The following is a 19,951-nucleotide window of genomic DNA, read 5'->3' as shown; positions in this document are numbered from 1 at the left end:
TCTACGTGATGCCGCTTTCGTCATGATAACCCCATCTTCTCAAGAAATGGGGCCTCCGACAAACCCGGCGCGGTTCAGCCGGCGCGAGGTGCTGGGGCTCGGCCTCGGGCTGTCGGAAGCCGAGACCTTCTGGAGCACGTTCCTGCGCTCCTTGACGCGCCGGGGGCTGCGCGGGGTGAAGCTGGTGATCGCCGATGCCCACCTCGGGCTGAAGGCCGCCGCTTCCAAGGTGCTGGGCGCGACACTCCAACGGTGTCGTGTTCATTGCATGAGGAACCTCCTGGCCTGCGTCGGCAAGGCGCACCAGACGATGGTCGCCGCCACCATCCGCACCGCCTTTGCCCAGGAGACCGCCGAGGCCGCCCACGAACAGTGGCGACACGTCGCCGACAGCCTGCGCCCGCGCTTTTCCAAACTGGCCGCCCTGATGGACGAGGCCGAGTTCGACGTGCTGGCCTACATGGCCTATCCCAAGGACCTGCGCACCAAGCTGCACTCCACCAACCCCTTGGAACGCCTGAACGGCGAGATCAAGCGGCGCACCAACGTCGTCGGCATCTTCCCATGCGAAGCGGCCATTATCCGGCTGGTCGGCGCCCTGCTGCTGGAGCAACATGACGAATGGGCGGTGTGCCGACGCTACATGACCATGGAAAGCTTGGCCGTGCTGTGCAACCCTGCGCCCGACCCGCTTGTCATCTCAGCGGAGTAAACCGGCAGCCGCAGCGCGCCGAGGAAAACGAGCCCTCCTCAGACACCACGTCCCGGGGCACGATCACCGAACCCGGTCAGTATGGCTATGGGATGAACTCCTACGTCAACGGCTACCGCATGCCGACGGCGCGTGGCTTCGCGAAACGCGGCTCACAGGCTTACGCATGTTGGGCGGCCGGGGTCGATAACCGGCACGACGCCGACAAGCTGTAGCGAAAGAGAGCATTCTCACCTAGAATCAGGTTAGAGCATGATTTTTATTGGTTCAGCCATCAAAGAGGAGAACATCTATGCAAGAGGCAATTATGCATCTTCTCCGTCCACCTACGGAAGATGATATGGCAAAAGATTGCCCGAGCATTGAACTGCACTCTTTTTTGCAAGCTTTCCGTGATAACTCTATTAGCGGATTTGCTGCAAGAATCCGTTTAGAAGGTAAGAAAATCGCGCATATCGGCACATGGGAGTTTACTATCAACCCATCCGCCGACTGGTATTCTATCAAGTTCTGAGCCGGACAAAGCTCTGCTGGCCAGCGTTGGCGCCCTAAACGCCACCCTGGCCGGTCGGCCGCCTCGCGTATGGCCACCTCGGACCGCCTCCGCACGGCCCTGGGGCCGGTGCTGCCCCAGCCGCAGCACGTTTCCGCTCTTCAGCGAGGCCGGGCAATCGGCACATGTGCATCACAACGTGCCGGTAGGCGCTTTTAGCCGTCGCAAAAGCAACCGTGTTTTGCGTAGCTTGAACTACACCGCTAGAGCAGAAATTCCTGCCCAGCGTGTGCGCTGTCTTCAGTGTCGATCGGAGGGCAGCCACCAAATTCTCTTGGTCGTGGCCGGCCCCCGGTCAGCCACCTCCGAATGTCGGTTCAGCGCCATAACTAGCCGTTGAGATCATCTGACTGATGAGCGATCACGCAACAACCTTGATTCCTGTCCCGTCCCTGCCCGTATGCGCTCGATGACGGCGCGGGTCGCCGCAGGCATCTGGCGTTGACGCGGATAGCAAATGTAGAAGCCTGGGAATGGGGCGCTCCACTGTTCCAGCAGGGATACCAGCTGGCCGTTTTGAATATGGCCTCGGACTGTATCTTCGATGCAGAACGCGATTCCAAGCCCGTCCAATGCCATCTGCAGGGCCATCGGCTTGTCGTTGACGATCAGCCCACCAGACGGAGTGATGGAGAACCACCGACCGTTGTCGAAGAACTCCCAGGGGAAGGGATGTTGCTGACCAGGCCAGCGCCAGCAGATACAGTCATGCGACAACAGCGCGCGCGGATGGTCCGGCGTCCCGTGACGGGAAAGATAGTCGGGTGCCGCAACGGCGATCTGACGCAGCTCTTCACCAAGGGGCAGGGCTATCATGTCCCGCGCAATGACCTCTCCTATACGCAAGGCGAGATCGAAGCCACCCGCGACAGGATCATCCAAACCATCATCCAAAGTAATGTCCAACGTCACCTCGGGCAGATCGCGTCGCAATTCCCGAAGGATAGGCAGGATGAACTTCTCTCCTGCCGAACGGAACGAGACGATGCGCACGATACCCGACGGACGACCCGCTGCATCGCGGCTTTGGGTGAGCGCGCGGTCGATCTCGTCAAGCGCTGGACGCATCCGCTCCCGCAAAAGGATTCCCGCATCGGTCAGGCTGACCGTGCGGGTGGTCCGTTGGAAAAGCTGCTGCCCGAGACGGGCTTCCAGCGCCTTTACCGTCTGGCTGATGGCTGAAGATGTTATCCCGAGTTCTTCGGCCGCGCGCGAAAAACTGAGAGTTTCCGCAACCGCCAAAAAGGCGCGGATGCGGGCAAAATCTGCAGAATTCATGTTGAGATTATAAAGCACGACTACGCAATGTTGTAAATACTCTCCTGATTATCGCATCTCGCTACATGGCCTACCTTCAGCGGCGAAGGAGACATCCATGAAGCAGGTTTTCGAAAACCGGATCGCCTTGGTTACGGGTGCCGCCCGGGGAATTGGTCGGGCGACCGCCCTGACGTTGCGTGCCCGTGGTGCGCTTGTCGTGGCGACAGACATCAGTGAGACAGTCCACGAGCTTTCCTCCCACGGCATCGTGACGCTGACAGGCGATATTGCCTTGGAGGAGACCGCCCGCCGCAGCGTCGCCTTAGCCCTGGAACAGTTCAGCGGCCTTGACATCCTCGTCAACAATGCAGGTCGGACGATGAACCGCCCTCTGATCGACATGGCCGTCGAAGATTGGGACAGCCTCATGTCGGTCAACGCGCGGGGTACGTTCCTACATGCACGCGAAGCAGTACGGGCCATGATCGCGCGTAACGGCGGAGTAATCGTCAACGTCGCATCCATCGTAGCGCAAGTAGCAATGAAAGATACGGCGGCCTACGCGGCCAGCAAGGGTGCTATTGCACAACTCACGAAGGTCATCGCAGTCGAATATGGTGATCGGGGCGTCCGCGCCAACGCCGTCGCTCCAGGCGTCATCGAGACAGACATTCTGGAGGACATCGTGCCGGACAGCCGCGCCACTCTGGCGAGCTATGGTCCGGCACATCCCCTGGGCCGCGTCGGACAGCCGCAGGATATCGCCGAAGTGATCGCTTTCCTCGCCTCTCCCGCGTCTGCCTTCATGACCGGTTCGCTGGTCACCGTGGATGGCGGTTTTACCGCTCTTTGAAAAGGATAACGCATGCCCTCCATCCTAATTATCGGAGCCGAGCGCGGCCTTGGACTGGGACTTGCTGAAACACTGCATGCGCGAGGCTGGGATGTCACCGGGACGGCGCGTCCTGGTGTCGATACGAATGCTCTCAAGGCGGTCGCACGAGTTGCCCATGTGGATGTGACCCGCGCCGACCAGATCGAGCCCCTGCGCAGCGACATCGAAGGAGTGTTCGACGTCATCTTTCTGGTAGCAGGTATCTATGGCCCCCTGCACAACTCGGTCACTGAGGCGACGGACTCCGAATTTGCCGAGATCATGCTGACCAATTGCTTCGGTCCGATCCGTCTGGCGCACCGCCTTCTGGACCGCCTCGCTCCCAACGGCACACTTGCGGTGATGTCGTCTCATCGCGGCAGTATTGCGCTGAACACCGAGCCGGGACTGAAGCTGGACCTGTATCGCGCCAGCAAGGTTGCGCTCAACATGCTGGCCCGTACCATCCATGCAGATAACCCCCGGTTGACCGTGCTCTCGATCCATCCCGGATGGGCCGCGACTGCCATGGGTACGCTGGACGGCACTGTCGAAGCTGAGATATCCGTTCAAGAGAGCGTGGAGAGAATGGCGCAGGTTCTGACCGCCCACAGGGGAAATGGGCAAAACCTCTATCTTGACTGGAAAGGGCGATCCCTGCCCTGGTAAGTAAATCGGCCGATCACAGAATTGTGATTTTCGACTCGAAGAGAACAGGCACACCCGTCTGCTTCGGGTCAGATCCGAACGTTCGAGACTGCCTCGAAAGCGAGAGCTGAACCAGTGGTGCTCCGCGTCAAGGCGGGCGCGGACGCGCCCCCGCCCTCCGGGCGGCTTCGGCCTTGACCCGTCCGCGCCGCCGGTTCGGTGTGTTCGGCAGCGGTCGGCGGCGAGCGCCAACCGTCGGCCTCTTACGCCGGCTTGGCTTCCCAGTTGGCTCCTTTCGCGATCATGGCGTTGAGGCGGACGATCAGCTTGCGCATGCAGGCAGCCAAGGCGACCTTCGGCGGCTTTCCTCGCCCGACCAGGCTCTGGTAGAAGTCGGCGATGACGCCCTTGGTGTGGGTGGCGGCGGACAAGGTGGCCAGAAACAGCGCACGGCGGACGCCGGCCCGCCCGCCGGCGATGTGGCGTTGGCCGCGCAAGGTGCCGCTGTCGCGATCGAAGGGTGCGACGCCGACCAGAGCGGCAATTTTCCCACCGGAAATCCGGCCCAGTTCCGGCAGCAGGACGGCCAGCGTCACCGCCGTCAGCGGACCAATGCCTGGAGCGGTCTGGAGTTCCTGTAACGTTCGGGACAGGGATGACAGGGTTTTGGCGGCCTGGGCAATGGCGGCATCCAGCGTGGCGATCTCCCGCGCCAGATGCTCGACCGCGTTGGTCAACGCCTCCCGTGCGGGGGTGACGCCATAGAACGGGCGAAAATATACGCTAAGCGGACAAAGCGGGAACATCAGGCGGCTAGGAGTTCGATGGGAGCGCGCAGCGAGCGGTATCCCGACGTGTCCGGCACCCGGTCCGCACTCCAGAGATAGTCGCCGGTCAGGTTGATGTGTTGCCATCCGAGGGGTGCGAGATGGCTCAACAATTCGTCGGAAATGCGCTCACCCCCGGCGCGCAGAGCATCGATGGCCCGCCCCATGTAGACGGTATTCCAAAGGATGATCGCGACCACGACCAGATTGAGGCCGCCGGCGCGGTGCTGCTGGCTCTCAGGCGTCCGGTCGCGGATGCGCCCAAGGCGGTGGAAGCAGACGGCGCGGGCGAGCGCGTTGCGGGACTCCCCCTTGTTCAATTCGGTCGTGGCTTGGCGGCGAAGTGCCGGATTTTGCAGCCATTCCAAGCTGAAAGCCGTCCGCTCGATGCGTCCGATCTCCCGAAGCGCCGAGGCCAATCCGTTCTGCCGAGGGTAGGAGCCGAGCCGTTTCAGCATCAGCGACGCGGGCACGGTGCCGGTCCGGATCGAGGTGGCCAACCGCAGCAGGTCTTCCCAGTGCGCCTGGATCAGCGCCTCGTCGATCCGCCCGGCGATGAACGGCTCCAGGGTCGGCCAGGTTGCCGCCGGCCCGAAGGTGTAAAGGCGCCGATCGTGCAGGTTGGGGATGCGCGGCGCAAAGCGGAAGCCAAGGAGATGGCACAGCGCGAAGACATGGTCCGAAACCAGCCATGCCGAGAGCTCTCGATGATCGGGTTGGGTGAAGGTACGGAATCCGAAGGCTTCACACAGCGCGTCCAACTGATCGTAGCGGGTCGGCGCGCGGATTGCGTAGTCGGCAAGAGCGTCCGGATCCACGTCGAGCTGGCCCGCCAGGAAGGCGACAATCGCCGGCGGAACCAGTTCGCCGGGCCGGATCAGCCGGCCGGGATAACGCAGGGCACAGAGCTGGAGGGCAAAGCCAAGGCGGTTGTGCGGCCGGCGGCGCCGGGCGATGACCGCCATGTCGTCAGGGCCGAGGGTGTAATGGCGGATCAGGTCCGGCTCGGCCATGGGCAGGGCGAACAGGGCGGTGGTCTGGGCGTCGGTGAGGACGCGGCGGCGCGGCATGGAGGAGCTGTCCCAGTTGGAGTACAGTCTGTTTTGGATGGCTGCGACCCTAGCCGGGATGCGGCTCTCAAGGCCATTCCGCTGGGAGAGTTCAAGTGGGACAGCGTGCCGCCCTCTACTGCCGGGTCTCCACCGACGACCAGTCATGCGCACGGCAGGAGCGTGACCTCCTCGCTTTCGCCGCCCGCGCCGACTATCAGGTGGTGGGCGTCTTCAAGGAGACTGGTTCGGGGGTGAAGCTCGACCGGGTCGAGCGCCGGAAGGTGATGGCACTCGTCCAGGCCCGGCACATCGATGTGGTGTTGGTGACCGAGTTGTCACGCTGGGGCCGCAGCACCCTCGATCTGCTGGAAAGCTTGCGTGATCTGGAAGCGCGACGGGTTTCGGTGATCGCGCTGAGCGGCATGACCTTCGACCTGTCGAGCGCCACCGGGCGGATGATGGCGACTGTGCTGGCCGGCATCGCCGAGTTCGAACGCGATCTGTTGCGCGAACGGGTTCGATCCGGCCTTGCCGCGGCCAAGGCCCGTGGCAATAAGCTCAGCCGGCAGCCCGGACAGCGGCCGAAGTCGGATCGGCTGGCGCCCAAGGTGCTGGCATTGGCCGCCGTAGGGCGCAGTTATCGCCTGATCGGCCGGGAGCTGGGACTCAGCAAGAACACCGTGGCCGGCATCGTGAAACGCGCACGCGATGGGGCTGCAGCAGTTCCAGGAACAGACCGCGACGCCCCATGAAAAGCCTATGTTCTTGCTTTGTCCGCTTGGCGTATATTTTCGCCCGTTCTATGGCGTCACCCCGATCCGAACACTCCGCCTTCGCGGTCGAAGAGCAGTGTGGACAGTGCATCGGTCACCTCCGGAATGGAGGTAATCCTCTACGTCAGCCCTGCGCCGTCGAACAAGCTGGCGCGAAGGCTGACAGAACCCGGCCGGCAGCCGGCGCTCAGCCAGCCCCATGAGCAATCACCCTTCAACCGGTTCAAATCTTGAATCACAAACGCGAGACCGTAAGAATCATTCATTCAGATGTCCAACAATCCGCTTTAATCCTATCTATTCTCAAGTTCAGCCTTCAGTTCGTATAGAAGACGTGTGGCAGCACTAGAAAGCATCTTTTCTTTTCGTCGATATATCGAAAAACTTCGTAATTGTGGTTTACAATCCTCCTTGATAACCAGTGGGTAGATCGAGATTTCCTTAGAGACTAGGAGAATTTGTGGAAACCACGTTATGAAGTTGCTGTGCAGCACCAGTGTCTGCATGAGGAGGTTGGAGCGTGTCTCGACTCTGGGCACCGGTGGCTCCAGATCATTTGCCAGGAAGAAATCTGCGACCTCCTGTCTTACGCGCGTGCCGCTGGGCGGTAGAACCCATGCTTTTTCCCGCACCTCCCTTAAACTGACTGGCGGACAGCCCCTGAACGGGTGATCGCTTGAGGCAACGATCGTTCCACCAAGATGCGTGAAGCCGGTAGCGACGCGCTCGATGTCTTCACCCTCAGGCAGCCGAAACGCCACAGCCACATCGACATCTCCATTTACAAGACGCGCGGTCAAGTCATCTTCAAGAGCCTCGATCACCGAAAAAGAAATATTTTTATAATTCGAAGTCATTCTTGATAGTGCATCAGGAAGAAGCACGACTGATGCGCTGGATACAACTCCAACCCTGACGATGGTCTGTTCAAGGCTTTTCAGCGCCCGGATGTTATCTAACGCATGGTCCAACTGGGTCTGCACAATCCTGGCCTGGCGCTCCAGCATCTCGCCATATTTGGTTAAACTCATGCCGGTTGACTGCCGTAGGAATAACTGGACACCAAGATATGCTTCCAACTCCTTGACCGATCTCGTGAGCGCAGGTTGCGTGATGTTAAGCGCCTGGGCGGCGCGGCCTAGCGAGCCGTGATCGACCACTGCTAGGAATTTCATCAACTGTTTCGAATCCAAGGTCATAACCTCTCGTAATGGACAGGCACCAATCGGCATTATCGGACAGCCTGATTGTTAGCGTACTCTATTAAATACAAAGATATCCATGGGAAGAAGGCCCGGCCATGACAAGTCCTACGGGAAATTTCCTTGCAAAACGCAAGTCGTCTCTGCGTGATCGCGTCAGCACCGCTGAGTGGGAGGCCCGCGTTGATCTTGCTGCGTGCTACCGCCTGTGTGCTCATTACGGCATAACCGACTTGATTTACAACCACATCTCACTGTGCATACCCGGCAGCGAAAACCATTTTCTTATCAATGCCTTTGGGCTGCATTACGAAGAAGTCACGGCATCCAACCTCGTCAAGATCGATATCGACGGCAATGCACTGGACGAGGAAGCGCCGGACATAAGCCCTGCCGGCTTTGTCATTCATTCAGCCATCCATAAGGCTCGTCCGGACGCGGCGTGCATATTTCACACTCACACGCGTGCTGGTGTTGCCGTGTCTGCGCAAAAACATGGGCTGCTTCCAATCTCACAACACGCGGTCAGGTTCTACAATCGCGTCGCCTATCATGCCTTCGAAGGACTGGCGATCGATGACGCTGAACGTCAGACGCTGGTTACCGACCTCGGAGCTCACAACGTCCTGATCCTGCAAAATCACGGACTGCTTACGTGCGGGAAGACCGTTCGCGATGCGTTCGAACTAATGTATTATTTGGAAATGTCTTGCCAAATCCAAATTTCCGCACTGTCCGGCGGTGCGGAGATCATCCATCCACCCGCTGAGGTGTGCGAGAGGACGGCAAGACAGTACGAAAACTTCCAAAGCTTCATCGGCGACAGGGACTGGCAAGCGCTCCGGAGGCAACTGGATCGGCGGGGTGAAATTTACGAAGTTTGAATAATAATATAAAATTTGGTTAGAACGGGAGAATGAATCAATGATTCCAATCATAGACGCCTTGCCCACAGCTCGTCAGATGGATGCCACAACTGCTCTATTTCATAAAATAAGCTGGAAAATACTACCATTTTTGTTCATATGTTATTGCGTGGCTTATCTCGATCGTATCAATGTAGCGTTTGCCAAGTTACAGATGAGCCAGGAGCTTGCTTTCAGCGACGCCATATACGGCTTGGGCGCAGGCATCTTTTTCGCGGGGTACCTCCTTTTCGAAGTTCCTAGCAACATGATCTTGGAAAGGATCGGCGCTCGGATCTGGATTGCCAGGATAATGATAACATGGGGAATCATAAATTGCCTCATGGCAGCGGTTACGACGCCGACAACCTTTTACATCTTGAGGTTTCTCCTGGGAGTCGCCGAGGCGGGGTTTGCTCCCGGCGTGTTTTTCCTGTTCACGAAATGGTACCCAAACAGTCGGCGTGGTCGCGTGTTCGCGGTTTTCTTTACTGCGTTTCCTGTGGTGGGGCTCATCGGAGGGCCGCTGTCGGGCCTGATTCTGGATTACTTTCATGGTTGGGCAAACCTGTCCGGTTGGCAATGGATGTTTTTGATCGAGGGATCACCTGCGGTGGTGCTCGGCATTCTATGCCTGTCCATCCTTCAAAATGGACCGGAAGAGGCATCATGGCTGTCGGCTGACGAGAAGGCGGCCTTGAAGGAACAGATCGATGCCGACCTGAGGCCGAAAGAAGAGTTCAGCTTTGTCGCCACTCTGCGCAGACCTACCATTTGGTTGCTGAGTTACGTCAACTTTGCAATCGGCGCCGGGTTCCTGGGAGTCGCGTTCTGGATGCCGACGCTTCTGAAGGAAGCGGGTTTTCAATCGAACACCATGATCGGCTTTGTCTCCGCGATACCATATCTGTTCGCCTTTGTGTTGATGCTTGCCGTAGGATGGTCGGCTGACAGGATGGGGGAGCGTCGATACCACCTCGCGGTGCCGCTTTTCGTTGCTGCCCTTGGGCTTGTCCTTGCGGCGAAGGCCGGTGGCAACCCCATCCTTGTGGTCCTTGGCTTGACGATATCAATGGCGGGCGTGACGGCGGCGGCTCCCATGATCTGGCCGCTCTCCTTTTCGTTGTTGAGCGCCAAGGCTCGAGCCGCAGGCACTGCCTTCATTACGTCCGCGCTGGCGTTGGCAGGCTTTGTAATGCCCTATGTGGTCGGCTTGCTTAGAGGGATGAAGCTTGAAGCCATCTCCAGTTCGGACTTGGCGCTCTATGTCATCGCCGCGATCCTTATCGGGGGCAGCCTCGTGGTGTTGAGATTCGCACCCAGCAAAGTAAATGCGTGATCGCAGAGCCTTGGGCCGGCCGTTCGACCCCGAGCTTTTCAACGTGGTTCCGCGCTCCCGGATATTGCATGAGGATTGGCGGACAGCTACCGGGTTCGATGACTTTCTTTCGGAAGAGCCGATATGGGAGTATTCGCATGCATATTCACATACAGAATGAGCAGGAGCCTGGCGGAAATTTTGAGGTCTCTGATTCGATCATCGGCGAGGCGCTGGCTAGATCGGGTCTTGCAAGCGACACCGTGGTGACTCTTGCGCATGACAAGGCGGGGTTCCGCAGTGCGATGGAAACAGCCGGATTCCTGCTGATGCCCGTTTCGATCGTTCGTGAGCTTCTTCCTCACCCGGCCCCACATCTCAAGGCCATCATGTGCCCAAGCGCAGGCCTTGAAGTCCTGGCTCCTTACGAGTGGCTGCCCTCCGGTGTCGAACTGCTGAACAACAGCGGCGCTCAAACCGAAAAAGTGGGGGAGTATGTGGTGATGGCGCTGCTCATGCTGGCCAATCATATGGCCGGTGCGGCCAGATCGCAGCGAGACCATATCTGGAAACGAGAATTGGGAACCCCGCTGCGGGGCCGGCGGCTGACGATCATGGGCTTGGGAAGTCTGGGTGGGGCGGCGGCACGCTGGGCAACCACCTTCGGCATGAAGGTGACGGGGGTCCGTACGAGCGACCGCCCGCATGTGGATTGCGAGCATGTCGTGTCTTTTGCATCGATCGACCAAGTTCTGCCGCAAACCGATTTTTTGCTGATCGCGTGCCCGCTGACGCCTTTCACGACCAACCTGATGAACCGGGAACGATTGGCGTTGCTTCCACCCCACGCCGGCGTGATCAACATCGGGCGGGGTCCGGTTCTGGATGAGGATGCGTTGTGCGACGCGCTCGAAAGCGGCCGCCTGGGGGGCGCGGTGTTGGATGTCTTCACAACAGAACCTCTGCCGCCGTCGCATCGTCTCTGGGATACCCCGGGGGTCCTGGTCACTCCGCATATCTCCGCCCACGATCCGAACACATTGATGCCGAGAACATTGGATATCCTGTTCAGCAATGTGCGGCTTTGGACCAACGGCGAAGCCATGTCGAACAGGTACGGGATCGAGAGGGGATATTGAGACGGCGCTGAGCGTATCGCAGATGTCCGCTTCTGGAAGAGGCGGCTTCGTCGACGATCCGGCCATGGTACCGATTGGAATGCACACCACGAGCCGATGATAACCGGCCGTCCGCCGGTGCGATGCTCCGTCCGTGCACCATCCGCGAACCGATCCGCTTGGTCGCTACCCTCTTGATGCCCGGGACAAGCCCCCGGATCGGTGTCTCACGACATTGCGGCGCGGGGTGATTGCCCTGCGTTGCTGGCGCTTAAAAGTAATTCTAGAAGGAACCAAAATAACAAATTCCTATTCACCGTATATATGATGAAATTTCAAAACTATCCCAAAGAAATTTTCTAGCATCATAAAATAAAATATTGACACAGAAAGGTGAAATAGTAATTATAATCTCATAGTGAAACGGCGATTCATTATCAGAAATGAAGCCGCTGATACATCCGACGATGAAATCTGCGTTTACGGTCACGGCAACCGCTCCGCCTGCCATCCACCGTTTGTAACGACAGATTTCATCATCTGAAACCCTGCCGGAGTGATGTGGGGTGACTCACAATCGAAAATCTGCGGGAACCAGCACGCTGGACCTTGCCCTTCGTGCGCTCGAATTCCTGGCCAACGAAAGCCACCCCCTGCCGCTGGCCCACATCGCCAATGCGATGTCGGCGTCCAAGGCCACGATCTACCGCCATCTCGTGACCCTCCAGCGATATGGCCTCGTCAGCCAGGATCCCGACACCGGGCGCTACGACGTCGGGGTGAAGCTGCTGATCCTGGGCGAGGCGGTGCGGGCGCGGTTCGACGTGGTGTCGGTCGCCCGCGGGGAACTGATCCGCCTGCGCGACGCCACGGGCCAGGCCGTCACCATCTGCCGGATGGTCGATGGCGAGCTGATCGTCCTCGACCTGATCCAGGGGCGCACGGTGATCGAGTTCGGAACCCGTCCCGGGACTTGCCTGGACCTCCACGCCAGCGCCCACGGCAAGGTCTGGCTGGCCTTCGGGCCACCGGCCCTGCTGCAGAAAACCCTGGCGACGCCGATGCGCCGCTGGGCACCCAACACCATCGCCGGCGGCCTGCGCGAGGAGGTGGCGCTGGTCCGCCAGCGCGGCTGGGCCGTCGCCGCCGACGAGATGATCACGGCGGTCAACGCCCTGGCCGCCCCCGTCTTCGATCACCGCAATCACATCGCCGGATCCATCGCGATCGTCGGCGCCACCCAATTCATTCCTTCCCCCCCTGACGCCATGCAACTGGAGAAGGTGCTTGCCGCCGCGCAAGCCATCTCCCGGGGGCTTGGCTGGAGATCGAGCCGATGAGCTATTCCCTCGCCGTCGATATCGGTGGAACCTTCACCGACATCGTGCTGTGCAACTCCGACGGCCGGCTGACCGTCGACAAGACCCTGACCACGCACGACGACCTGCTGTCCGGCTTCTTCGGCGGCGTGCACGCGGTCCTGCAAAAGGCCGGCATCGCCGCCGGCGACGTCGACGGTGTCGTCGTCCACGCGACGACCGTGGTCACCAACGCGCTGATCGAGCGCAAGGGACCGCCGACCGCCCTGGTGGTCACCGAGGGCTTCCGCGACGTGCTCGCCATCCGCAACGAGCATCGTTACGACATGTTCGACCCGCAGATCGAGTTTCCCGAACCGCTGGTGCCGGACCACCTGACCTTTGGCCTGCGCGAACGCACGCTGGCTGACGGCACGGTGCTGGCCGCACCAGCGTCGGACGACATCGCGGCCTTGGCCGACCGCATCCGCGGCAGCGGGGCGAAGGCGGTCGCGATCTGCTTCATCAACAGCTTCGCCAACCCCGCCAACGAGGCCGCCGTCGCGACGGAACTGGCACGGCTGCTGGACGGGGTGTTCATCTGCACCTCGTCGGAGGTGGCGCCGCAGATCCGCGAATACCCGCGCGCCTCGACCGCGACGGTGAACGCCTACACCATGCCGATCTCGCAGCCCTACCTGCGGGGCCTCAGCGACCGGCTCCGCCGCGAGGGCTTCGGCAACACGCCGCTGATCATGCTCAGCTCCGGCGGCGTGGTCGGCGCCGAGACCGCCGGCCGCAACCCGGTCCGCATGATCGAGAGCGGCCCGGCCGCGGGCGCGCTCGCCGCCTGCCACTACGCCGAGATCCTGGGGATCGACCGGCTGATGTCCTTCGACATGGGCGGCACCACCGCCAAGGCCTGCCTGATCGAGAACCGCACGCCGCTGGTCACCGGCCTGTTCGAGGTCGACCGCCGCTACCGCTTCAAGGAAGGCAGCGGCCTGCCGGTGACGGTGCCGTCGATCGACCTGATCGAGATCGGCGCCGGCGGCGGCAGCATCGCCCATGTCGACGGGCTCGGCCTGCTGAAGGTCGGGCCGGAGAGCGCCGGCTCCAACCCCGGCCCGGCCTGCTACGGCCGTGGCGGCCGCAAGGCTACCGTCACCGACGCCGACCTGATGCTGGGGCTGATCGACGCCGACAATTTCCTAGGCGGCGAGATGAAGCTCGACCGTGACGCCACCGAGGCCGCCTTCGCCGATCTGGCCGGCGACCTCGGCGGCACGCCGGTCCAGGCGGCGCGCGGCATCTACCGCGTGGTGACCGAGGCGATGGCCTCGGCGGCGCGCTCTCACGCCACCGACCGCGGCGTCGATTACCGCGGCCTGCCGCTGTTCGCCTTCGGTGGTGCCGGCCCGCTGCACGCCTGCGGCGTGGCGGAGTTGCTGCAAAGCTCGTCGGTCATCGTACCGCCGCAGTCGAGCGTCCTGTCGGCCTTCGGCACGCTGGTCACGCCGGTCCGCCTCGACCTCGTGCGCAGCGCCCTGATGCGGCTGGACGGGGTCGACTGGGAGCGGATCGAGCGCATCCTCGCCGACCTGGAGACGGAGGGGCGCGGCGCGCTCGCCGAGGCCGGCTGCGCGCCCGCCGACGTCCGCGTCCTGGTCGGCGCCGATATGCGCTACACCGGCCAGCAGAACGAGGTCACGGTCATGTTCGACCAGGACCCGCGCATGGCTCACGACCTCGACGCCGTCGTGGCGCAGTTCGCCGAGACCTACCGCGTGCTGTATGGCATGAACCCGACGCACGTCCCGGCGGAGATCGTCACTTGGCGCGTCACCGTGCAGGGACCGTCGATCGGCTTCCACGCCGCCGGCAAGCCGTCGAGCGAGCCCGGCAGGGCCAAGGGGACGCGCCCGGTCCACGCCTGGCAGGACGGCCAGGACGTCCCGGTCTACGACCGCCGCGACCTGGCCGTGGGCCAGACCGTCGCCGGTCCCGCCATCATTGAGGAACGCGAGACGACGACCGCCATCCCGCCCGGCTGGGTCGCCACCATCGACCCCGTTGGTTGCATCGTCGCCACCAGCGCGCCCGCCGCGCACGCCTGACCACCATCATCGACGGAAACCGGAACATGGACGGCATCGAACTCGAAATCCTTTGGTCCAACCTGATCGGCGTGGTGACGGAGCGCGCCAAGGCGCTCCAGCGCATCGCCTTCAGCCCGATCGTCCGCGAGGCCGGCGACCTCGCCTACGCGCTGTTCGACCAGCGCGGCCGGATGGTCGCCCAGGCCAACACCGGGACGCCGGGCCACATCAACTCGCTGGCCTTCGCCGGCGCGCATCTGGTCAAGGAATTCGCCGGGCGCTGCGAGCCGGGCGACGTTCTGATCACCAACGACCCGTGGCTGTCGGCCGGCCACTTCTTCGACATCACCACCCTGACGCCGATCTTCAAGGGCGACGCGCTGATCGCCTACCTCGGCTCCACCATCCACCACACCGACATCGGCGGCTACGGCGTCGGCGCCGGCGCCCGCGACGTCCACGAGGAAGGGCTGTGGATCCCGCCGCTCAAGCTCTACGAGCGGGGCACGCCCAACCCGGTGCTGCACGCCATCATCGGCCGCAACGTGCGCACGCCGGACGCGGTGTTCGGCGACCTCGCCGCCCAGGTGTCGAGCGGACAGGCGGCGGCCGAGCATCTGATCGCGCTGTGCGAGCGCCATGGGCTGGAGGATCTCGAGGCGCTGTCGGACGAGATCATCACCCGGTCGGAGGAGTCCACCCGCAACGCGATCCGCAAGCTGCGTCCGGGTACCTATCATGGGAAAACGGTTTTCGATGCGCCGGGCGGCGAGAAGATCACGCTGAAGGTCGCGCTGACCGTCGATGCCGAGACCGGCACCATCGTCGCGGACTTCGATGGCAGTTCGATGCAGACCTCGAGCGGCATCAACGTGGTGCTGAACTACACCCACGCCTACGCCACCTTCGCCATCCGCAGCTGCCTGAACCATGAGCTGCCCAACAACACCGGCAGTCTCGCCCCCATCGAGATCAAGGCGCCTGTGGGCTCCATCATCAATTGCAGCTATCCGGCCCCGGTCAACGCCCGCCACGTCGTCGGCATGTATGTGGCCATGCCGATCCTGAAGGCGCTCTACCAAGTGTTCCCCGAGAAGGTTCTCGCCGAAGGCTCCGGCGCGGTGTGGACCGTCCAGATCGAAGGCCGCAAGGCCGACGGCAAGCCCTTCACCTCCTCGATGTTCAACTATTCCGGCGGCATGGGCGCCCGGGCCGAGAAACCCGGCCCCAGCGCCACCTGCTACCCGACCGGCGTCGCCGCCGTGCCGGTGGAGATCCTGGAAGCGGCGATGCCGATCGTCTTCGACCGTAAGGAGCTGCGGCGCGGCTCTGGCGGGGCCGGGCGCATGCCGGGCGGCGACGGCCAGATCATCGCCTTCCACATGAACACCAGCGACCCCTGGCTCCTCAACGCCGTGCCGAGCCGCGTCGACATGGGGCCCGAGGGCTTGGGCGGCGGCGAATCCGGGCAGTCGGGACGCTTCCTCGTCAATGGCGAATACGTCAGCCCGGCCCGCAAGCTCGGCATGAAGCCGGGTGACCAGGTCGTGCTGGAGACCCCCGGCGGTGGCGGATACGGCACCCCGGCGTGACAGCAGCCCCCCGCAGTGCCGACCGGCACTGCGGGACCACCGGCGGACGAAGCAGAACGCGGACAAATCCAGACAAATTTGGAGGGGAGGAAGGTCATGTCCTTGCAGCGGAACGTCGCCCTAATGGCGGTTGCCGCCGCGATGCTGGCCGGCGCGCAGCCGGCCCGTGCGGCGGAGGTTCTCAAGATCGGCATCTCGGCCGGCCTGACCGGCTACATCGCGACGATCGACCGGGCGTGGCGTGATGGCGTGCAACTGGCCGCCGACGCGCTGAACGCCAAGGGCGGGGTGGCGGGCCGGATCATCGAGGTGGCTGTCGAAGACAACCGTTCCGAACCGCAGGAGGCCGTCACCGCCTACCGCAAGATGATGTCGTCCGACAGTGTCGATCTCTTCATCAGCGGCTGCGTGTCGGCCGGCAACTTCGCCGCCGCCACCATGGTGGCGAAGGCCGGGAAGCCGATGATCCTTTGCTCGATCCTGCCGCCGCAGGCCAGTCAGGTGAAATGGGCCTTCAGTACCCTGCCGCCGCCCGGCTTCGAGGTGGAGAAGCGCTTCGAGTATCTGCGCGACAAGACCAAGATCCGCAAGATCGGCGTGCTGCACGACCCGACCCCCTACGCGCTGTTGCAGAAATCGGTCGCCGACAAGATCGCCTCCAAATACGGGCTGGCGGTGGTCGACATCGAATCCTACCGGCAGGACGACGCCGACCTCAGCGTCCAGATCAACAAGATGCAGGCCGCTGGAGCCGAGGCGGTGATCAAGATCGGGGTAGGCGGCACCACCCTGACAGCGGCCAAGAACATGAAGCAGCTGGGATCCACCATGCTGCTGATGACCAGCCTGGAGGATCTGGCCGTCTTCAAGCCGGTGGCCGAGGTGCTGGGCGACCGCTTCTTCTTCGTCGCGTCGCCGTCCCAGGTGTTCGACGCGCTGGCCGACAGCCCGATGAAGACGGAAATCGGCAAGTTCCTGGAGCCGTGGCGCGCGAAATACGGTGACCGCGATCCCAACTGGGCCTCGCGTGGCTGGGACGGCGTCATGCTGGCCGTTGCCGCCATCCAGGCCGGCAAATCGACCGAGGGGGCGTCGATCCGCGACCAGATCGAGAAGATCGCCGATTTTCGGGGCATCAACGGCCTCTACACCTTCAGCGCCGACAACCACCAGGGCATCACCGAGAACCCCTTCTTCCTGGCGACCATCATCGGCAATCAGGTGAGAATCGTTCAATGACGGCGACCGCACGTTCGGCTGCGGCATCCGCCGGTGCCGTCCCCATCCTGGCGGCGCAGGGTTTGAGCGCCCGCTACGGGCAGGTGCAGGCGCTGGCGCCCATCGATTTCGAGGTGGGCGCCGGCGAGCTGGTCGCGGTGCTCGGGCCCAACGGAGCCGGGAAATCGACCCTGCTGCGCGCCATCCTGGGGCTGGTCGCCACCGGCGGCGAGGTCCGGTTCCTGGGAACCGTCCTGCCGCGCCGCAATCCGGTGGCGGTGGCGTCGCGCGGGGTGGTGCTGGTGCCCGAAGGCCGCGGCATCTTCGGCCCGATGACGGTGCTGGAGAACCTGGAACTCGGCGCCTACCGCCTGGGCCGCGACGCGCAGGAGCGCGAACGCCGCTTCGCCCGCGTCTACGAGCTGTTTCCCCGCTTGAAGGAGCGGCTGGGGCAGGCTGCCGGGTCGATGTCCGGCGGCGAGCAGCAGATGCTGGCCATCGGCCGGGCGCTGATGGCCGATCCCAGGATCCTGCTGCTTGACGAGCCGTCGCTCGGTCTCGCCCCGCGCGTGACGGAGGAGATCCTGGAAACGCTGCGCGTCCTCAACCGCTCCGGCCTTCCCGTCGTGCTGGTGGAACAGCGCGCCCCCTCGGCGCTGAAGCTGGCACACCGCGCCTACCTGCTGTCGCTCGGCCGGCTTGCCGCCGTCATCGACCCCCGCGAGGTCCATTCGCATGAACAGCTCGCCCAGTACTATTTTGCCTAAGGCGGTGTCGGTGCCGGCGCGGGTCTCGCCACGGCGCCACCTCGCCCAGGCCGCGCCCTGGCTGGCCGCCGCCGCCGTCGTCGGCTACGCGCTGGTCGTCGGCGGCTACCCGGCCACCGTCGTCGGCTTCGCCCTGATCTACGCCATCTTCGTGTCCGGCCTGAACATCTTCATGGGGCTGACCGCGCAGGTCTCCTTCGGCCAGAGCGCCTTCGCGGCGATCGGCGGCTACGGCTCGGCCATCCTGACCACCCAGTACGACTGGACGTGGGCGCCGGCCATGCTGGCCGGGCTGGCGGCGGCGGTGGCGGCGGCCTTCGTGATCGGCTACCCGACGCTGCGCCTGAAGGGGCATTACCTGTCGATGGCGACGCTGGCCATCGGCCTGATCGCGCACGAGATCGCGGTGCAGTGGGAAAGCGTCACGCTGGGCTATCTCGGGATCTCCGGCGTGCCCCCCATCGACATCGCCGGCTTCGAGCTGTCGAGCGACCGCGCGACGCTGACCATGCTGACCGTCTGCGTGCTGGCGACCGCCTTCGCGGTGGCGCGCATCCGCCGCTCGCGCCTCGGCCGGGCCTTCGCCGGTCTGGCCGGCAGCGAGGACGCGGCGCGCGCGCTGGGCATCGACGTCGCCCGCTACAAGCTGCTGTCCTTCCTGCTGGCCGCCGGCTTCGCCTCCTTCTCCGGCTCGCTGTTCGTCCACGTCGTCGGCTATGTCAGCCCCGAGGTGTTCAGCCTGCACATGGTCATCCTGTCCTTCACGATGCTGTATGTCGGCGGCATCGGCACGGTGGTCGGCCCGGTCATCGGCGCCCTGGTGGTCAGCGTCCTGCCGGAAACCTTCCGGGCCTTGCGCGACTACCAGGATCTCGCCTACGGCGCCGCGCTGATCCTGCTGCTGATCTTCGCGCCGCGCGGGCTGGCCGGCCTGTTCGCCGCCCTCGACACCCGGAGGAAGCCATGAGCGCCCAGGCCCAAAAAGCCTGCTTGGAGGTCCAGGACGCCACCCGCCGCTTCGGCGGTCTGGTCGCGGTCAACGCCGTCAGCTTCCAGGTGAAGCCGCGCAGCGTGACGGCGGTGATCGGACCGAACGGCGCCGGCAAGACCACGCTGTTCAACCTGATCTCGGGCGCCCTGTCGCCCAGCTCCGGCCGTGTCCTGTTCGAGGGCGTCGACGTCACCGCCGAGCCGCCCGAGGCCAAGGCGGCGCGCGGCCTGATCCGCACCTTCCAGCTGGTGAAGCTGTTCCCTGAGTTGAGCGCGGTGGAGAACGTCAAGGTCGGCTGCCACCTGCGCACCCGCGGCGGCCTGCTGGCGGCGCTGCTGCGCCCCCGCTGGGCCCGTCGGATGGAGGCGGAGACTGAGGAGCGCGCCCGCGTCCTGCTCGAGCTCGTCGGGCTGGCGGCCACGGCGGACCAACCGGCGGCGGCGCTCAGCTACGGCCAGGCGCGTCTGCTGGAGGTCGCCCGCGCGCTGGCCGCCCAGCCCCGGCTGCTGATGCTCGACGAGCCGGCGGCGGGGCTGAACGCCGACGAGAGCGCGCGGCTGGCCACGCTAATCCGGCGGATCGCCGACGACGGCACCGCCGTGCTGCTGATCGAGCACGACATGCATCTGGTGATGAACACGGCCGACGAGGTCGTGGTCGTCGATTTCGGCAAGAAGATCGCCCAGGGCGCGCCCGACCGCATCCGCCAGGATCCGGCCGTCATCGCCGCCTATCTCGGCTGAG

At 63.2% G+C, this 19,951-nt stretch carries 18 protein-coding genes and 2 pseudogenes; 15 read left to right on the top strand and 5 right to left on the bottom strand.

Features of this window, described 5'->3' with window-relative positions; all coding sequences use genetic code 11:
- Positions 1–712, top strand: a 712-nt coding sequence (locus EJ913_RS28235) for an IS256 family transposase (protein ID WP_244939529.1), incomplete at its 5' end; no start/stop codon positions are given.
- Between the two features lie 292 nt (positions 713–1,004).
- A complete protein-coding gene (locus EJ913_RS28230) occupies positions 1,005–1,226 on the top strand; it encodes a hypothetical protein (RefSeq protein ID WP_127004241.1) in 222 nt (73 codons plus the stop codon).
- A gap of 381 nt (positions 1,227–1,607) precedes the next feature.
- Here the strand turns inward: EJ913_RS28230 and EJ913_RS28225 are convergent, their stop codons facing one another.
- Complete coding sequence (locus tag EJ913_RS28225) at positions 1,608–2,561, bottom strand: LysR family transcriptional regulator (RefSeq protein WP_244939528.1); 954 nt, start codon at positions 2,559–2,561, stop codon at positions 1,608–1,610.
- Between the two features lie 79 nt (positions 2,562–2,640).
- Here EJ913_RS28225 and EJ913_RS28220 point away from each other — a divergent pair, with 79 nt between their 5' ends.
- Both EJ913_RS28220 and EJ913_RS28215 read left to right on the top strand, forming a co-directional pair.
- Positions 2,641–3,378: an SDR family NAD(P)-dependent oxidoreductase gene (locus EJ913_RS28220; RefSeq protein WP_127004239.1), complete on the top strand. Its 738-nt coding sequence runs from the start codon at positions 2,641–2,643 to the stop codon at positions 3,376–3,378.
- A 12-nt stretch (positions 3,379–3,390) separates the two neighbouring features.
- Entirely contained in the window at positions 3,391–4,068 is a 678-nt protein-coding gene (locus tag EJ913_RS28215) for an SDR family oxidoreductase (protein ID WP_127004237.1), read from the top strand.
- 242 nt (positions 4,069–4,310) lie between these two features.
- Here the strand turns inward: EJ913_RS28215 and EJ913_RS28210 are convergent, their stop codons facing one another.
- The 3 genes and pseudogenes from EJ913_RS28210 to EJ913_RS33310 all read right to left on the bottom strand — a co-directional run.
- The gene (locus EJ913_RS28210) at positions 4,311–4,784 is read right to left on the bottom strand and encodes a transposase (protein WP_244939527.1); all 474 of its coding nucleotides are present in this window, start codon (positions 4,782–4,784) and stop codon (positions 4,311–4,313) included.
- A 68-nt stretch (positions 4,785–4,852) separates the two neighbouring features.
- Positions 4,853–5,557 (bottom strand): annotated as a pseudogene (locus tag EJ913_RS33315) (Tn3 family transposase); the annotation flags it as partial.
- 12 nt (positions 5,558–5,569) lie between these two features.
- Positions 5,570–5,944, bottom strand: a pseudogene (locus tag EJ913_RS33310) (DUF4158 domain-containing protein); the annotation flags it as partial.
- Between the two features lie 95 nt (positions 5,945–6,039).
- On the opposite strand from EJ913_RS33310, the gene EJ913_RS28200 reads away from it, so the two are divergent.
- Entirely contained in the window at positions 6,040–6,678 is a 639-nt protein-coding gene (locus EJ913_RS28200; RefSeq protein ID WP_127004234.1) for a recombinase family protein, read from the top strand.
- Between the two features lie 314 nt (positions 6,679–6,992).
- On the opposite strand, the gene EJ913_RS28195 is transcribed toward EJ913_RS28200, so the two are convergent.
- The gene (locus EJ913_RS28195) at positions 6,993–7,892 is read right to left on the bottom strand and encodes a LysR family transcriptional regulator (RefSeq protein WP_185909977.1); all 900 of its coding nucleotides are present in this window, start codon (positions 7,890–7,892) and stop codon (positions 6,993–6,995) included.
- Between the two features lie 107 nt (positions 7,893–7,999).
- On the opposite strand from EJ913_RS28195, the gene EJ913_RS28190 reads away from it, so the two are divergent.
- The 10 genes from EJ913_RS28190 (at position 8,000) to EJ913_RS28145 (ending at position 19,950) form a co-directional block, all read left to right on the top strand.
- Positions 8,000–8,785: a class II aldolase/adducin family protein gene (locus EJ913_RS28190; RefSeq protein WP_127004230.1), complete on the top strand. Its 786-nt coding sequence runs from the start codon at positions 8,000–8,002 to the stop codon at positions 8,783–8,785.
- Between the two features lie 40 nt (positions 8,786–8,825).
- The gene (locus EJ913_RS28185) at positions 8,826–10,145 is read left to right on the top strand and encodes an MFS transporter (protein WP_127004228.1); all 1,320 of its coding nucleotides are present in this window, start codon (positions 8,826–8,828) and stop codon (positions 10,143–10,145) included.
- A gap of 137 nt (positions 10,146–10,282) precedes the next feature.
- On the top strand, positions 10,283–11,263 hold the full coding sequence (locus EJ913_RS28180) for a D-2-hydroxyacid dehydrogenase (protein WP_185909976.1): 981 nt from the start codon (positions 10,283–10,285) through the stop codon (positions 11,261–11,263).
- Between the two features lie 545 nt (positions 11,264–11,808).
- The gene (locus tag EJ913_RS28175; protein WP_127004224.1) at positions 11,809–12,582 is read left to right on the top strand and encodes an IclR family transcriptional regulator; all 774 of its coding nucleotides are present in this window, start codon (positions 11,809–11,811) and stop codon (positions 12,580–12,582) included.
- Positions 12,579–14,657, top strand: a complete 2,079-nt coding sequence (locus tag EJ913_RS28170; protein WP_127004222.1) for a hydantoinase/oxoprolinase family protein — start codon at positions 12,579–12,581, stop codon at positions 14,655–14,657. The genes EJ913_RS28175 and EJ913_RS28170 overlap by 4 nt, the downstream gene beginning before the upstream one ends.
- Positions 14,658–14,683: 26 nt before the next feature.
- On the top strand, positions 14,684–16,231 hold the full coding sequence (locus EJ913_RS28165) for a hydantoinase B/oxoprolinase family protein (protein ID WP_127004220.1): 1,548 nt from the start codon (positions 14,684–14,686) through the stop codon (positions 16,229–16,231).
- Between the two features lie 96 nt (positions 16,232–16,327).
- Positions 16,328–17,470, top strand: coding sequence for an ABC transporter substrate-binding protein (locus EJ913_RS28160; protein ID WP_127004218.1), 1,143 nt, complete (start codon positions 16,328–16,330; stop codon positions 17,468–17,470).
- Positions 17,467–18,216, top strand: coding sequence for an ABC transporter ATP-binding protein (locus tag EJ913_RS28155; RefSeq protein WP_127004216.1), 750 nt, complete (start codon positions 17,467–17,469; stop codon positions 18,214–18,216). The genes EJ913_RS28160 and EJ913_RS28155 overlap by 4 nt, the downstream gene beginning before the upstream one ends.
- Positions 18,185–19,183, top strand: coding sequence for a branched-chain amino acid ABC transporter permease (locus tag EJ913_RS28150; RefSeq protein WP_127004214.1), 999 nt, complete (start codon positions 18,185–18,187; stop codon positions 19,181–19,183). Before EJ913_RS28155 ends, EJ913_RS28150 begins: the two co-directional genes overlap by 32 nt.
- Positions 19,180–19,950, top strand: a complete 771-nt coding sequence (locus EJ913_RS28145) for an ABC transporter ATP-binding protein (RefSeq protein WP_127004213.1) — start codon at positions 19,180–19,182, stop codon at positions 19,948–19,950. Before EJ913_RS28150 ends, EJ913_RS28145 begins: the two co-directional genes overlap by 4 nt.
- Position 19,951 lies beyond the last annotated feature (1 nt).

It is taken from the genome of Azospirillum doebereinerae (genome assembly GCF_003989665.1).
Taxonomy (GTDB): Bacteria; Pseudomonadota; Alphaproteobacteria; order Azospirillales; family Azospirillaceae; genus Azospirillum; species Azospirillum doebereinerae.
This window is presented reverse-complemented; position numbering and strand designations above follow the sequence as displayed.

Coding starts and splice junctions, on each gene's coding strand:
- EJ913_RS28230 (WP_127004241.1), top strand. CDS start 1,005: ATGCAAGAGGCAATTATGCATCTTCTCCGTCCACCTACGGAAGATGAT.
- EJ913_RS28220 (WP_127004239.1), top strand. CDS start 2,641: ATGAAGCAGGTTTTCGAAAACCGGATCGCCTTGGTTACGGGTGCCGCC.
- EJ913_RS28215 (WP_127004237.1), top strand. CDS start 3,391: ATGCCCTCCATCCTAATTATCGGAGCCGAGCGCGGCCTTGGACTGGGA.
- EJ913_RS28190 (WP_127004230.1), top strand. CDS start 8,000: ATGACAAGTCCTACGGGAAATTTCCTTGCAAAACGCAAGTCGTCTCTG.
- EJ913_RS28185 (WP_127004228.1), top strand. CDS start 8,826: ATGATTCCAATCATAGACGCCTTGCCCACAGCTCGTCAGATGGATGCC.
- EJ913_RS28180 (WP_185909976.1), top strand. CDS start 10,283: ATGCATATTCACATACAGAATGAGCAGGAGCCTGGCGGAAATTTTGAG.
- EJ913_RS28170 (WP_127004222.1), top strand. CDS start 12,579: ATGAGCTATTCCCTCGCCGTCGATATCGGTGGAACCTTCACCGACATC.
- EJ913_RS28165 (WP_127004220.1), top strand. CDS start 14,684: ATGGACGGCATCGAACTCGAAATCCTTTGGTCCAACCTGATCGGCGTG.
- EJ913_RS28160 (WP_127004218.1), top strand. CDS start 16,328: ATGTCCTTGCAGCGGAACGTCGCCCTAATGGCGGTTGCCGCCGCGATG.
- EJ913_RS28155 (WP_127004216.1), top strand. CDS start 17,467: ATGACGGCGACCGCACGTTCGGCTGCGGCATCCGCCGGTGCCGTCCCC.
- EJ913_RS28150 (WP_127004214.1), top strand. CDS start 18,185: ATGAACAGCTCGCCCAGTACTATTTTGCCTAAGGCGGTGTCGGTGCCG.
- EJ913_RS28145 (WP_127004213.1), top strand. CDS start 19,180: ATGAGCGCCCAGGCCCAAAAAGCCTGCTTGGAGGTCCAGGACGCCACC.